At 66.1% G+C, this 15,371-nt stretch carries 10 protein-coding genes; 8 read left to right on the top strand and 2 right to left on the bottom strand.

Features of this window, described 5'->3' with window-relative positions:
- Positions 1 to 2: 2 nt before the first annotated feature.
- Genes FHY06_RS17465 through FHY06_RS17430 form a run of 8 tightly spaced genes read left to right on the top strand, consistent with a single transcriptional unit; the run spans position 3 to position 12,409 of the window.
- A complete protein-coding gene (locus tag FHY06_RS17465) occupies positions 3 to 2,342 on the top strand; it encodes a type VI secretion system Vgr family protein (RefSeq protein ID WP_184605889.1) in 2,340 nt (779 codons plus the stop codon).
- Between the two features lie 32 nt (positions 2,343 to 2,374).
- The gene (locus FHY06_RS17460) at positions 2,375 to 4,705 is read left to right on the top strand and encodes a type VI secretion system Vgr family protein (RefSeq protein ID WP_184605888.1); all 2,331 of its coding nucleotides are present in this window, start codon (positions 2,375 to 2,377) and stop codon (positions 4,703 to 4,705) included.
- Between the two features lie 31 nt (positions 4,706 to 4,736).
- Positions 4,737 to 7,076 (top strand): type VI secretion system Vgr family protein, encoded by a 2,340-nt coding sequence (locus tag FHY06_RS17455; RefSeq protein ID WP_184605887.1) that lies wholly within the window; start codon positions 4,737 to 4,739, stop codon positions 7,074 to 7,076.
- Positions 7,077 to 7,106: 30 nt separating this feature from the next.
- Entirely contained in the window at positions 7,107 to 7,547 is a 441-nt protein-coding gene (locus tag FHY06_RS17450) for a hypothetical protein (RefSeq protein ID WP_020723378.1), read from the top strand.
- Entirely contained in the window at positions 7,544 to 10,219 is a 2,676-nt protein-coding gene (locus tag FHY06_RS17445; protein ID WP_184605886.1) for a DUF2169 family type VI secretion system accessory protein, read from the top strand. Before FHY06_RS17450 ends, FHY06_RS17445 begins: the two co-directional genes overlap by 4 nt.
- Positions 10,216 to 11,271, top strand: coding sequence for a pentapeptide repeat-containing protein (locus tag FHY06_RS17440; RefSeq protein ID WP_026346776.1), 1,056 nt, complete (start codon positions 10,216 to 10,218; stop codon positions 11,269 to 11,271). The genes FHY06_RS17445 and FHY06_RS17440 overlap by 4 nt, the downstream gene beginning before the upstream one ends.
- Positions 11,272 to 11,291: 20 nt before the next feature.
- Positions 11,292 to 11,984 (top strand): DUF3540 domain-containing protein, encoded by a 693-nt coding sequence (locus FHY06_RS17435; protein WP_080647941.1) that lies wholly within the window; start codon positions 11,292 to 11,294, stop codon positions 11,982 to 11,984.
- 41 nt (positions 11,985 to 12,025) lie between these two features.
- Entirely contained in the window at positions 12,026 to 12,409 is a 384-nt protein-coding gene (locus FHY06_RS17430; RefSeq protein ID WP_019657936.1) for a DUF4150 domain-containing protein, read from the top strand.
- A gap of 23 nt (positions 12,410 to 12,432) precedes the next feature.
- On the opposite strand, the gene FHY06_RS17425 is transcribed toward FHY06_RS17430, so the two are convergent.
- Both FHY06_RS17425 and tagH read right to left on the bottom strand, forming a co-directional pair.
- The gene (locus FHY06_RS17425; protein ID WP_019657937.1) at positions 12,433 to 13,257 is read right to left on the bottom strand and encodes a PP2C family protein-serine/threonine phosphatase; all 825 of its coding nucleotides are present in this window, start codon (positions 13,255 to 13,257) and stop codon (positions 12,433 to 12,435) included.
- Positions 13,250 to 15,340 (bottom strand): type VI secretion system-associated FHA domain protein TagH, encoded by a 2,091-nt coding sequence (gene tagH / locus FHY06_RS17420; RefSeq protein WP_184605885.1) that lies wholly within the window; start codon positions 15,338 to 15,340, stop codon positions 13,250 to 13,252. Before tagH ends, FHY06_RS17425 begins: the two co-directional genes overlap by 8 nt.
- Positions 15,341 to 15,371 lie beyond the last annotated feature (31 nt).

Raw genomic sequence — 15,371 nt, 5'->3', positions numbered from 1 at the left:
CCATGGTCAGAGTCGTTCGAGCCCACACGCCGCTGGGCGAGAGCCAGCTGGTGTTCCGCTCGATGCGGGGCACGGAGGGTTTGTCGCAGCTGTTCGAATTCGAGGTGGACCTGCTGAGTCCGAGCGCGTCGCTGGATCTGAAGTCGATGCTGGGCAAGCCGCTGACGCTGGAGATCCAGACGGCGGGCAGCGGGCCGAGGTACCTCAATGGGCAGGTGATCCGCTTCTCGATGATCGGGCGGGAGGGCGATACGGAACGCCACACGGTGTACCGGGCCAGCGTGCGGCCGTGGCTGTGGTACCTCACGCGCTCGAACGACAACAAGATCTTCCAGGACAAGAGCGTGGTGGAGATCCTGGAGGAGGTGTTCGGCGACTACGGCTTCGCGTTCGAGAAGCAGCTCTCTGGCAGCTACCGCAGCTGGGAATACTGCGTGCAGTACAACGAGAGTGACTACGCCTTCGTGAGCCGGCTGATGGAGCTGGAGGGCATCTACTACTGGTTCAGGCACGAGAAGGACCAGCACACGCTGGTGCTGTCCGACGACATCGGTGCGCACGAGGCGACGCCCGGGTACGAGACCATCGACTACTTCGCGTCCGACCGTGACATTACCGAGGACATGGAAGTCATCCGGGAGTGGCAGCCCAGCGAGGAAGTGCGCTCGGGCAGCTACACGGTGGACGACTTCAACTTCACCACGCCCAAGGGCGACCTGATCAACGTGCGCAGCCAGCCCCGGGGGCACGACAACGCCGACTACGAGGTGTACGAGTGGCTGGGCGACTACCCGGCCGCGGGAGACGGCGAGCACTACGCGAAGGTGAGGCTGGAGGAGGCGCAGTCGCTGGCGCAGCGCAGCAGCGGGCACTCGACCGTGCGGGGCATGGCGCCGGGCTACAAGTTCACGATGCGCAACTCGCCGAGGTCGGACGACAACCAGGAGTACCTGGCGGTGTCGGTGTCGTACGCGCTGCGCGAGGGGGGGTATGCCACGGGCTCGGAGCGCGGCACCTACGACTTCGACTTCGTGGTGCAGCCCACGGCGCTGGCGTTCAGGGCGCCCAGGCAGACGCCGGTGCCGCGCACCAGCGGTCCGCAGACGGCGACGGTCGTCGGTCCGCAGGGCGAGGAGATCTGGACCGACCAGTACGGGCGGGTGAAGGTGCAGTTCCACTGGGACCGGTATGGGCAGCGCAACGAGAACAGCTCGCGCTTCGTGCGGGTGTCGCACATCTGGGCGGGGGAGAGGTTCGGGGGCGTGTTCACGCCGCGCATCGGTCAGGAGGTGATCGTCGACTTCATCGGCGGGCGGCCGGACCGGCCGGTGATCGTTGGGCGTGTGTACAACGCGGACCAGATGCCGCCGTTCGCGCTGCCCGGGGAGGCGACCAAGAGCGGGATCGTCACGCGGTCGTCGAAGGGTGGCTCGGAGGCGACAGCCAATGCCTTGGTGTTCGAGGACAAGATGGGCGCGGAGCAGATCCTGGTGCACGCGCAGCGCAACCTGGACGTGGAGGTGGAGGGCGACGAGACGCACACGACCGAGAAGACGCGCACGACGCTGATCAAGGGTCACGAGTCGGCGACGTACGAGTCTGGCGAGGAGCGGCACATCACGCAGGGTGCGGTGGAGACGATCGACGGGGGCGAGGAGCGCACGGTGACGGGCGGTGCGACGGAGACGGTGACCGACGGGGAGACGCGCACGATCACGGGCGGGGCGACGGAGACGATCAGCGGGGGGGAGACGCGGGTGGTCAATGGCGGCATCGATGAAACCGTCAACGGCAGCGTCTCGTTGACCGTGAACGGAACCGTCGTGCGCCTGGTGAGCGGAGCCGACATCCGCATCGTCGGCGGTGGGCGCATCGAGATCGTCAATGCCGTCGACACCAAGCTGGTGATCGGTCCCGATACCACGGTGGTCACCGGCCCGAAGACGGTAGGCGCGCCGACCATCGTGCACAACGCCACCAACTACACGCTCAACAACACGCACTACACGCTCAATGCGAACGTGATCGTCTACAACACGCCGCGCCAGACGGTGACCACGGACGATCACGGTCACTGGCGCTGGACCAATTTCGCAGCGACATGGGGCAAGGCGAACCTCTGGACGCCCCTCGCCTTCGATTTCTATGCCGCGAAGGTGATGGTGACCGCATCGACCTTCACGTCGATCAACGGCATCTTCATCAACCTCGCGCTGCTGAACGACAACGAAAACCGGATCAAGAAGAACGTGGCGATAGGTGATCTTGGCTTCGTGGTCTCGAAGCTCGTGAAGTTCAAGTTCAAGGAGGTGAGGGGCGCATTCTTCCTCCGGGCTCCCTGAGCCTGCAAAAAAACCAACAGGAGACTTGCTTCATGCAGAGGGTCGTAAAAGCCCACACGCCGCTGGGCGAGAGCCAGCTGGTGTTCCGCTCGATGCGGGGCACGGAGGGTTTGTCGCAGCTGTTCGAATTCGAGGTGGACCTGCTGAGTCCGAGCGCGTCGCTGGATCTGAAGTCGATGCTGGGCAAGCCGCTGACGCTGGAGATCCAGACGGCGGGCAGCGGGCCGAGGTACCTCAATGGGCAGGTGATCCGCTTCTCGATGATCGGGCGGGAGGGCGATACGGAACGCCACACGGTGTACCGGGCCAGCGTGCGGCCGTGGCTGTGGTACCTCACGCGCTCGAACGACAACAAGATCTTCCAGGACAAGAGCGTGGTGGAGATCCTGGAGGAGGTGTTCGGCGACTACGGCTTCGCGTTCGAGAAGCAGCTCTCTGGCAGCTACCGCAGCTGGGAATACTGCGTGCAGTACAACGAGAGTGACTACGCCTTCGTGAGCCGGCTGATGGAGCTGGAGGGCATCTACTACTGGTTCAGGCACGAGAAGGACCAGCACACGCTGGTGCTGTCCGACGACATCGGTGCGCACGAGGCGACGCCCGGGTACGAGACCATCGACTACTTCGCGTCCGACCGTGACATTACCGAGGACATGGAAGTCATCCGGGAGTGGCAGCCCAGCGAGGAAGTGCGCTCGGGCAGCTACACGGTGGACGACTTCAACTTCACCACGCCCAAGGGCGACCTGATCAACGTGCGCAGCCAGCCCCGGGGGCACGACAACGCCGACTACGAGGTGTACGAGTGGCTGGGCGACTACCCGGCCGCGGGAGACGGCGAGCACTACGCGAAGGTGAGGCTGGAGGAGGCGCAGTCGCTGGCGCAGCGCAGCAGCGGGCACTCGACCGTGCGGGGCATGGCGCCGGGCTACAAGTTCACGATGCGCAACTCGCCGAGGTCGGACGACAACCAGGAGTACCTGGCGGTGTCGGTGTCGTACGCGCTGCGCGAGGGGGGGTATGCCACGGGCTCGGAGCGCGGCACCTACGACTTCGACTTCGTGGTGCAGCCCACGGCGCTGGCGTTCAGGGCGCCCAGGCAGACGCCGGTGCCGCGCACCAGCGGTCCGCAGACGGCGACGGTCGTCGGTCCGCAGGGCGAGGAGATCTGGACCGACCAGTACGGGCGGGTGAAGGTGCAGTTCCACTGGGACCGGTATGGGCAGCGCAACGAGAACAGCTCGCGCTTCGTGCGGGTGTCGCACATCTGGGCGGGGGAGAGGTTCGGGGGCGTGTTCACGCCGCGCATCGGTCAGGAGGTGATCGTCGACTTCATCGGCGGGCGGCCGGACCGGCCGGTGATCGTTGGGCGTGTGTACAACGCGGACCAGATGCCGCCGTTCGCGCTGCCCGGGGAGGCGACCAAGAGCGGGATCGTCACGCGGTCGTCGAAGGGTGGCTCGGAGGCGACAGCCAATGCCTTGGTGTTCGAGGACAAGATGGGCGCGGAGCAGATCCTGGTGCACGCGCAGCGCAACCTGGACGTGGAGGTGGAGGGCGACGAGACGCACACGACCGAGAAGACGCGCACGACGCTGATCAAGGGTCACGAGTCGGCGACGTACGAGTCTGGCGAGGAGCGGCACATCACGCAGGGTGCGGTGGAGACGATCGACGGGGGCGAGGAGCGCACGGTGACGGGCGGTGCGACGGAGACGGTGACCGACGGGGAGACGCGCACGATCACGGGCGGGGCGACGGAGACGATCAGCGGGGGGGAGACGCGGGTGGTCAATGGCGGCATCGTCGAGACCGACAACGGAGACGTGCTGCTGGTGGTCAACGGAAGCACGATGCGTCTCGTGACGGGGGCGGACGTCCGCATCACGGCGGCGGGCCGGCTGGAGATCATCAACGCCCTCGACGGCAAGCTCGTGCTCGGCCCGCATGCGACCGCGGTGACCGGAACGAAGACGGTCTCGGCGCCGACCATGGTCTACAACAGCACCAACTACACGGTCAACACCACCAACTACACGCTCAACGCAGACGTCGCCGTCCTCAACACGCCGGGCTATACCGGCAATGCTGCCGACCAGGGATGGATCGACCAGCAGAAGGACATCGTGTCGAACCGGCACGTCAAGCTGTTCATCGGTTCCGCGGACTTTTTCGGGGCCAAGCTGCAGGTCGCGGGAGTGAACACCATGCTCAGCGGCGTCTTTGCAAACTGGTCGTACCTCTTTTGGCTCGACGCGCTCATCAACATCAAGGTCAATGTGAAGAGTCGCTTTGCCACGAGCACCGTTCAGAAAAGAGGGCCGTTCGTGGTCACCGTCAATCTGAAGCGCAACAAGAAATGAGCGCTGCCGGAACAGAAAGGAAAGGCGCGTCATGGAAAGAGTAGTCCGTGCCCACACGCCGCTCGCCGAAGACCAGCTGTTGTTTCGCGCGATGCACGGCAGCGAAACGCTGTCGGAACTGTTCGAGTTCGAGGTCGAGATGCTCAGCCCCGATCCTTCCATCGATGCAAGGGCTCTGCTGGGCAAGTCGATGGCGCTGGAAATGAAGACTGCGGCCGATGCGCGCTTCCTTCATGGCGAGGTCACGCGCTTTGCACGGACGGGCCGCGAAGGCGGCACGGTGCGCCACACGGTCTACAGGGCCACCGTGCGGCCGTGGCTGTGGTACCTCACGCGCTCGAGCCACAGCCGTACCTTCCAGGGCTGCACCGCGGTCGAGATGATCGAGGAAGTGCTCGGCGCCTACGGCTATGCCTACGAGAAAAAGCTCAGCGGCAGCTACAGGGCCTGGGACTTCTGCGCCCAGTACGAGGAATCGGACTTCGCTTTCGTGAGCCGGCTGATGGAGCTCGAAGGCATCTACTACTGGTTCAGGCACGACAGGAACCAGCACACGCTGGTGCTCGCAGACGATGCCTCGGCCCATGATGAACTTCCCGGCTACGCGTGCATCGACTATTTCGCCAGCGATCGCGCCATCACGGACGACATCGAGGTGATCGACGACTGGCAGGTGACGGCAGAGGTGCGTTCGGGCAGCTATACGGTCGACGACTTCAACTTCACCACGCCCAAGGCCGATCTTTCGGGCACGCGGGTGCAGCCTTTGGCCACCGACAACGCCGACTACGACATGTACGAATGGATCGGCGACTACGGTGCAGCCGGAGACGGCGAGCACTATGCGCGCGTGCGGCTCGAGGAGGCACAGTCGCTCGCCGATCGCAGCGCCGGCCATGCCACCGTGCGGGGCCTGGCGCCGGGATATCGCTTCAACATGCGCGGCTCCCCGCGCGACGACGACAACCGGGACTACCTCCTGGTGTCGGTGAGCTACGACTGGCGCGAAGGTGGCTACGCAACCACGGCAGATGCGCCGGGCGGCTCATCCTTCGGCCACGGGTTCGTCGTGCAACCTGCCGACAGGCCGTTTCGCGCACCGCGGCGTACGCCGATGCCGCGCACCAGCGGTCCGCAGACGGCCACGGTCGTCGGCCCCGAGGGCGAGGAGATCTGGACCGACGAGTATGGCCGCGTGAAGGTGCAGTTCCACTGGGATCGCGTCGGACAGAACAATCAGGACAGTTCGTTCTGGGTGCGTGTCTCGCAGGCATGGGCGGGAGACTCCTTCGGCACGGTGCACGTGCCGCGCATCGGCCAGGAGGTGATCGTCGACTTCATCTCCGGGCGCATCGACCGTCCGATCGTGATCGGTCGCGTCTACAACGCCGACCAGATGCCGCCATTCGATCTGCCAGCGGAAGATGCCAGGAGCGGTATCGTGTCGCGCTCGACGAAGGGTGGCTCCGTGGCGAACGCCAACGCGATCGTGTTCGAGGATCGCATGGGGGCCGAGCAGATGCTGCTGCATGCCGAGCGCAATCTCGACACCGAAGTGGAAGGCGACGAAACGCACACCACCGAGAAGACGCGTACCACGCTCATCAAGGGCCATGAGTCGTCCACCTTCGAGTCGGGCGAGGAGCGCCACATCACCGCCGGCGCGGTCGAGACCATCGATGGCGGCGAGACGCGCACCGTGCACGACGGAGCGATCGAAACGGTGTCGGGTGGAGAGATCCGAACCATCACCGGCGGAGCGACAGAGATCATCAGCGGCGGCGAGAAACGCGTGGTCAACGATGGCATCTTCGAGACCGTGAACGGGGACGTGGTCGTCACGGTCAACGGCTCGGTGCTGCGGCTCGTGGCGGGATCGGACATCCGCATCACCTGCAGCGGGCGGGTCGAGATCATCAATGCCTTCGACGGCAAGCTGGTGCTCGGCCCCGACAACACCGTGGTCACGGGCACCAAGACAGTCACTGCGCCCGACATCACTTACACGAGCACCGATCACAAGGTCAACACCACCAATTTCACGATCAACACGAAAGTGACGACCTACAACACGCCCAGGCAGGAGGTGAATGCCGACAACCAGACCTGGTATCAGCGCAACGTGAAGGAAGGGACCGGGTTTCAGGTCACGGCGACGCTGGGGTCCTACGACCTGTACGGTTTCAAGGTCCTGACCTGCGGTCTCAACTCGATCAATTCAGGTGTTTTCGTGAACCTGTCGCTTGTCAACTTCATCGACTGGGTCTGGCGCAAGGAGAACATCGTCATCAAGCTGAAGAAGACCAAGGCGGTGGAGGTCGACGTGGCCTTGCAGGAAACACAGACCGGCGACCTGAATGTCACGGAATGACGCGGGCACCTCGCGAAGGAAGAACATCGAATGTCGTGGTCTGACATAGTACTGGGATCGGTGGGTGCGATCGCGATCGCCGCGACGGTGGTCCTGTCCGTCTTCCTGGTGTGGAGCACCGTGACCACCAACTCCGAATACAAGCAGGAGGAGCGGCACTGGCTGCAGCTGCGGGGTCATGCGCGGCATGCCGAGGCCGAGGTGCTCGGACTCGCCCGTCCGCCGGGCCAACTCACCAAGCGCAGCCGGCATGGCGCCGGCATGACGGCGACGGAGCTGCGTCTGGCCTGGCGCGATGAGCGGGGCGAACTGCGCCAGGCCACCGTGAGGACCTTCATCGACGAAGACCTGCTATCGACTTTCGTCAGGGGTAGCAAGGTGCATGTGCTGTATTCCGACGCCGAGCCTCCGATGGTGGCGATCGATCGCGATCGCACACAGGTTGAAATCCCGAGCACGACCGCCGCATGAAGATCGTCAAGCCGCTGCGCATGAGCATGCTCACCCGCTCTTTCATCAAGGATCGACGCCACTGGCTGGGGATGACGGCGATCGTCATGACCGACGGCTTCGGCCTCGATGCGAAGCTGGTGCCCGAGCCTGATTGCTGGAAGACCTTCGCCACCGAACTCGGCGAGGAGTTTTCCATCGATCTCGGCATGCCCAAGGCGAATCCCGAGTTCCTGGTGACGGGCAACGCCTACACGTGCCATCACGCCGATCGCACGCAGAGTGCGGTAGCGGTGCGGGTCGGCCGGCGCACCAAGGCGCTGCATGTGTTCGGCGATCGCTTCTGGGTCGACGGCCGTTCCAGCGCGCCGCAACCGTTCGACATGATGCGGCTCGACTGGCAGCACGCGTTCGGCGGCCCCGGATTCGCCGAGAACCCGGTCGGCATCGGCCGTTCCGACGAAATCGTCAACGGCCTGCAAACGCGACGGCTGCCCAACATCGAACTGCCGCATGCGATGCTGCGCCGTCGAGACCAGCAGGTAGAGCCTGCTGGATTCGGCATGGTCGGTATCGAGCGGCCCTCGCGCGCACAGCGACTCGGAAAGCAATACGACGAGCACTGGAAGCAGAACATCTTTCCGGGCTATGCGCTGGACATGGAGTGGAGCTACTTCAACGCCGCGCCGCCCGACCAGTGGCTCGCGCCCGGCGACGGCGAACTGGCTGGCGCCGAGTTCGAGATCACGAACATGCATCCCGACCATCGGGTGCAGCGCGGTCGCATCCCCGGCTGGCGGGCCCGCGGCTTCGTGGTTCGTGGCAAGCATCACCTGCACAGCCTCGACGGTGCGGTGCTCGAAGACCTGCCGCTGCATCTGAGCACTGCATGGTTCTTCCCGCACCTTGAGCGCCTGGGGCTGATCTATCACGGGGCGACCGAGATCACGGAGGACGACGCGGACGACATCAGCCACGCCATGATGGCGATGGAGGAGGGCAGTGCGCCGCCGCTGCCGGTTTCGGACTACCGCGAGGTGCTGGTGATCCGCTGCGAGGCGGAAGATCGTGCGCTCTATCTCCTGCATGACGAGCAGCTGATGCCCGAGCACATCCTGGCCCCTTGGCCCGACCTGGACATGTCCGCTCTGCCGCCGTCGCCCATGCGCCGCAACATGGAGGTGCGCGCCGAACGCATGCGTTCGGAAGTGCGCGAGAAAGCCAGGGCGGACGGCGTCGACATGAGCCGCTTCGAAGCAGAGGAAGGCGAGATCCCGCCGCACAAGCCGCCCACGTCGATGCGCGAGTTGCCTGAGTACATCGCGAAGACGCGGGCGATGGTCGAAGAACAGCGCACGAAGATCGAGCAGGTGCGCGCCGAGATGGCGGCCGCAGCCGAAGCCAATGCGGTCGAGTCGCGCAAGGCTGGCTTCGACACCTCCAGGCTCATGGAGCAGAGCACGTCGACGAAACAGAAAGGCCCGCCGAAGGTCGACGCCTGGGCGCGCATCGAGAGGCAGCGGCAATCTTCCGCTGCGGCAGGGGCGACGCCCATGCCGCAGCAGGCGGCTGACGAATTGAGGCGGCTGTCGCACATGGCCGGCGATCAGCTCATCGCCAACTACCGGCGCACCGCGCAGCATCAGGATGCAGCCGATCCGATGACGCCGGAGGCTGCAGCGCAGGCGCGTGCGCAGGCCGAGCGCATCCTGGCCGATCGGCGCGATTTCTCCGACCTGGATCTCACGGGTGCCGATTTTTCGGGCATGGATCTGCGCGGCACGCGATGGCGGCGTACCTTGCTGGAGAGCGCCGATTTCAGCGGTTGCAGGCTCGACGACGCGGACTTCGGCGAGGCGTTGCTCGTGCGCGCCCATTTCTCGCACACCTCGCTGCGAGGTGCCGATCTGGCCAAGGCCAACATGGTGCTCGCCGTGTGCGAAAACACCGATTTCTCCGGGGCACGGTTCGATCAGACCCAGCTCGACGAGCTTCGGGCGCAGGGCTGTGATTTCTCGGACGCGAAGCTGGTCGACCTGACCCTCGACAAGGCCCGCCTGAGCGACTGCAGGTTCGACCGGGCGCACCTTTCCTCGGTGGATTTCCTGGACGAGAGCGAACTGCACCGTGTCCGCTTCGATCATGCGCGCCTGCGAAAAGTCTCCTGGTACAACTGCGCCGTCTCGGAAATGATTTTTGCAGGCGCCGCACTCGACACCTGCGACTGGACCGACAGCGAATGCCACGGCGGCATCGACTTCTCCGACGCGCGCGTAGAGAGCACTTGCTTTGTCGGCAGCAGCAAGCTCGGGGGAGCCAACTTCCAGCGCGCCGTGCTGATCGACTGCAACCTGCGCGACGCGGTGCTCGATGCCGCCGACTTCACCGATGCCCGGATGGACGGCACCGATTTCTCGAACGCCTCGATGCGCAAGGCCGCGCTGGTGGGCGCCGATGCGCGGGACTCGAGCTTCGTGCGCACCGACCTCACGGGCGCAACGCTCGTCCGTGCAAACCTGATCGGCGCGAACCTGCAGAAGGCCTTGCTGGGTTCGGCGAATCTCCATCGCGCGAACCTGTTCCAAGCCGACCTGGGCCAGTGCCTGATCGACAGGTTCACCCGGTTCGACGAGGCCTATACCGAGCAGGTCAAGACCGTGCCCAAGCGCGCACCCGAGCAGGACACGCCATGACGCCCACACGCATTCGATCCATGGTCCAGCGGGGCGACGAAATTCGCGAGAAGAACCTGAAGGGCCTGAACTTCCGCGGCTTCGACCTGTCGGGCGGCGTCTTTCTGTCGTGCGATTTCACCGGTGCCGATCTGTCGGGTGCGAAGCTCGAAGGCAGCATGTTCAACCAGTGCCGCTTCGCCGACGCGAACCTGGCCTCGGCCTCGCTCGTCGAATGCGTCTTCAGCCGGTGCGAGTTGCCTGGCGCGCGCATGCCCGGCGCGTCGCTCGACGGCGTCATGTTCGAGAGCTGCAACATGGCCGGCGTGGACTTCTCCGGCGCCGACCTGGGCCATGCCTCGTTCGCCGACGATATCCTGGACGACGCCTCGTTCGCCGACGTTCGCCTGGAGAAGCTCAGCGTACACGGCGGCTCGCTCCTGCGTGTCGACTTCTCGCGCGTGCGGGTGCAGGCCACCTTCTATCGGACCGATCTGCGCTCGGCGGTGTTCGCCGGCTGCAGCTACGACAAGACCATCTTTATCGAATCGAAGCTCACCGGGCAGGCATTTCGCGGCCAGTCTTTCGAGAACTGCCAGTTCACGGACGCCGACCTGCGCGATTGCGACTTCGAAGGTGCCACGCTCCTGCGCTGCAACTTCAAGGGCGCACAGCTGGAAGGCGGCAGCATGCGGCGCGTGCACGCACCGCAAAGCCTGTTCCCGCAGGTGCACATGAAGGGCGTGGCGTGCACGGGCGGCGTATTCACCCAGAGCATCTGGATCGACGCGGAGCTGGAGGGCGCCGATTTCGCGGGTGCCGATCTCGAGCAGTGCGTCTTCCATCGTGCGCGCTGCAGCAAGGCCAGGTTCAGCGAATCGGTGCTGACCTATGCTGATTTCTCGTACGCCGACCTGCACGACGCCGATTTCGGTGGCGCCACGTTCATGCGCACGAAGATGCACCGCGCGCTGACCGAAGGCACGCGTTTCTCTGATAAAGGCGGCCTGCTGCCGAACGATCCCGATCTTTTCGCGGCCGAGGAGTTCTCGGCGCGCGGAGCCAGACCCTGACGAGTACATCGAGGTTGCCCATGAACGTTGCTTCCCTGCGATCCCCCTTGTCCCAGCCAACCCCGGCGGAACACCGTACGGGCCCGGAAAGCGGCGCAGTCAATGCGCTCGGCACCGTCGTCTCGGCGCTGCCCGGCGGTCTCTACAGCGTCGAGAGCGACGGGCGCGTGCTGCATTGCCAGCGCGCTGCCAGCTGCCTGCTGCGGCCGGAGATCGGTGATCTGGTGCTCGTGAGCGGGCCCGATTCGAGCCGTCTCTATCTCACGGCCGTTGCCGAACAGGCTGACGCACGGACATCGCGCCTGGACGTGAGCGGCGACATGACCCTGGCCTCCGAGCGCGGCGCGGTCAGCATCGAAAGCGCGACGCAGCTTTCGCTGCGAGGTCGCGAGGGCGTGCGCATGGATGCGCCGCAACTGGAGATCGACGCCAATACGGCCGATTGCCGCGTGGGTCGGCTGGCATACAGCGGCGAAGAAGCCGAGGTCAGGGTGCTCGGCATTCGCGTGATCGGCCGCGTCTACGAGGCGATCGTCGAGCGGCTTGTGCATCTGAGCAAGACGGCATTCCGCATGACCGAGGGCATTGATCAGGTGCGCGCCTCCCACATCGACTACCAGGCTACCGAGATGGCCAGGCTGCACGGCAAGAACACCGTGGTCACGGCACAGGACCTGATCAAGGCGGACGCCAGCCAGATCCACATGGGCTGAACGAGCCGCACATTCCCGAAAACCATCAAAGGAGACACCGCATGTTCGCCAACTGCCAATTGATGGGAATCGACCTGGCATTCCCCGACGTCTGCAAGTCGCCGGCCATACCGATCCCGTACCCCAACTTCGCACTGGGCCCCACCGCGATCCCGAAGGCCTGGAACATCCTCTACCTGTGCACCCCCGCACACAACCTGGCCACGCGCACGCCGCTCACCTTCGGCGACAACGCGGGCATCGGCCTGGGTGTGGCGGTGCAGAGCGTGATGGGGGAGTCACGGCACACGCTGGGCGCTTTCACCATGCTGATCAAAGGCTCCGCGCAGACGCGCCTGACGAGCATGACGCGCCAGAACCGTGGCAATGCGATGGGCATGCGGATCGTGCCGAGCCAGCCCAAGATCCTGGTGCTGATGGCCTGAAAGCGATCCGAAGATCGGAGGCTTCAGTCGGCCCTGGCGACTGCCGCCGTCCCCGCCAGCGTCACCTGCTGCGGAAACCCCACCCACACCGCCAGCGCCGAATAGTTGTCCTGCGAATCATCGGCCTTGGCTTCCGCTGCGCGGCGGATCAGCGCCAGCCATTCCTCCGCGCTGTCGGCCAGTTGCAGTGACCGTTCCATCACCTGCTGCGAAATCAGCTGCCAGAGCCCGTCGGTGCAAAGCAGGAACGCATCGCCATCGGCCAGCCGCTGCGGCGCGGTGATCGTCGCCTCGGCCGTCGCGCGCGCACCGAGCGCGCGGTACAGCAGGTTGGTCTTCACCAGGCGCTCGCCGCCGTGGTGCTGGCTCGCGGCGGCATCGCCCGAGCGCTCCGAGAGGCTGTGGTCCTCGGTGCGCTGCATCAGGGCGCCGCGGCGGAACCAGTAGAGGCGGCTGTCGCCCACGTGGGCCCAGCAGGCCTGGTTAGTGATGCGGTCGACGAAAAGCGACACGAAGGTCGCGCTCATGCGGCTCTGCTCGGTGAGCTCGCGCTGCTTGGCGAGGATGGCGTCGTTCGCCGCCTTCACGCAGCGCTGGATGTTGTCTGCGGCCAGCGAAGGCCCGGCAACAAAGGTGTTGAGGGCCGTGTCGACAGCGATGCGCGAGGCGAGTTCGCCGCCTGCGTTGCCGCCGACGCCGTCGCTCACCACGAAGCAGCCGTTGCGTTCGTCGAGGTGGTAGCCGATGGCGTCCTGGTTGCCGCTGCGTTCGCCCACGCAGGAGAACTGCGATGTCGAGATCGGCACGGCGAAGGAAGCGGAGGACGAGGAGCGTGTGGCTTCAAGCACGGCGCATCTCCTTCAGCCTTTCCATTTCCTTGTCGTAGGCCTGCTGGAAGGCGCGGCCGAACACGGCCTGGAAGTCGTCCTCGACGGCCGCCGTGGTCTCGGTGTGCAGCTGCTGAAGCTGGCGCCACAGGCGGGCCTCGCGCCCGCCGGGCAGCAGCTTCTCGCCGAGGCCGCCGTCGTGCGGGGTCTCGCGGCTGAGGGCGGCGGGGTCGAAGCGCTTCAGCAGCGTGAGCAGCGCGGCGCGCATGCCCGCGACCATGCCGAGCTGGTGCGACTGCAGGTCGCCGAGCGCGTCGTGCACTGCAGCCTCGGGCGGCAGGAAGCCGGGCATGCGCGCGCCGAACATCTGCATCAGCACGGCGCGGCCGTTCGGCAGGATCTTGAACGGGTTGTTCTCCTCGTCCACGATCATCGTGATTTCGGCGCGCACCTCGCGCTTGAGCATGGCGCGCGAGGACAGCAGCTCGATCGTGCCGTCGGTGAAGGCACGCATGATGCGGCCCAGCCGCTGCATGGCCTCGATGTCCATCGGCTGCTGGCCGGCGACTTCGGGCACGCCGGCGCCTTCGAGGAAGGCCTTGAAGAGGGCTTCCGCCGATGACGATGAGACCGCTGCGGTCTCTGTCGGTGCGGGCGATGGTGTCTGTGCAGCGGCTTGCGTCGGTGCCGCCGTGGCCGCGACGGGCGCTGCGACAGGCAATGCGACCGCAGGCTGTTCCACGACGGGAGATGGCTCGGGCCTGATCTCCTGCACGGCTGGCGGAGGCGGCGGTGCGGGAGGAGGTGGAGCAGGCGGCGGGGGAGGCGGTGGTGGAACCGGTGCGGGCGGCGGTGCCTCCGCCCTCGGCGGTTCGACGACGGGTGCTGGTGCCGGCACCGGTGCAGGCATCGCCACCGGATTCGGCGGACGGAATTGCGCCGCCACTTCGCGCGTGTGGTTCGAGTGGCTGTAGCCCTGCACCGCCGGCCGGTTGTTCTGCAGCAGGTCGACCGCCGGGTGCGTGTCGCCCGGCAGCAGCGGATCGGTGTGAGGCAGCGCGGTGGGACGGGGGTCGGAGAGCGGCGAGTGCGCGCTCTCGTCGGAGGCGAAGAAGGACAGCGGATCGACGCCGCGCTTGAGCGCCACGTCCGACATGTCCCTGGCCGAATCGGGATTCAGCTCTGCGAGCGGATCGACGGGATTGCGGCGTGCCTGCGACGGCAGCTCGAAGGGCTCGTGCGCCATCGGGTCGGGCATGGGCGCGGGCGTGCTGTCGACGCGGCGCGGCGCATTGGCGAGGATGGCGTCCCAGTCCGCTGCGGAAGGCATCTGCGACGAACCTGTGCTCGTGGCCGGTGCCGGACTGGGGCCCTGCTTCGGCGGTGCCGATGGCGCGAGCGCCGCCCAGGGGTCGAGCTGCGGCGCCGGTGCAGGCGGCTGCTGGTAGGGCTGCTGCAAGGGCGCAACGAAGGCGGTGTCGGGCGATGGCGGTGCGAAAGCAGCTGGTGGCGGCGGCACCGGCACTGGCGCCGCCTGGCGCGGGGGCGGTGGCATGGCCACCGTGGGCTGCATGTCGCCGATGGGCAGGGCGCCTTCGCCGAACAGGTCGGAGAAGACATCGGAGGCGCCGGAAGAAGGCAGCAGCGCGTCGACGGGGCCTGCCGCTGCCTGCAGCGGCGGCGCGGCCATCGTCGGCGGCGGCATGTAGGGCGCCGGCGCGGGCTGTGCGGAATAAGGCTGCACCGGGGACGCAGGCGGCGGCACCGGAGAAATCGGGCGCGCGGCATGTTGCGCGCTCGATGCCTCCAGCACGTAGCTGCCGATCGTCACCCTGTCGCCGTCCGCCACGCGCGATTCCTGGTCATGCGCGAGCGCGCGTCCGTTCACGCTGATGGGCAGCACCGCGCTCATGTTGCGCAGCACGGCGACGCCGTCGTCGTCGTAGCGCACGGTCGCCTGCAGGCGGGAGATCTGCCGCTGCTCGTCGGGCAGCACGAGGTTGTTGTCGGGGCTGCGTCCGATCGTTCCTCCGGGCGCGGCGAGCAATGCCGAGGGGCCCGTGGCCACCGGCCTGCCTGCGTGTTCGATCACTGTCCAACGCATGGCTTCTCCGTGTTGGTCTTCTCGCGCCGCT

The organism is Variovorax atrisoli, assembly GCF_014195185.1.
GTDB lineage: Bacteria > Pseudomonadota > Gammaproteobacteria > Burkholderiales > Burkholderiaceae_C > Variovorax > Variovorax atrisoli.
The sequence above is the reverse complement of the archived record's forward strand: the minus strand, read 5'-3'. Positions and strand labels throughout refer to the sequence as shown.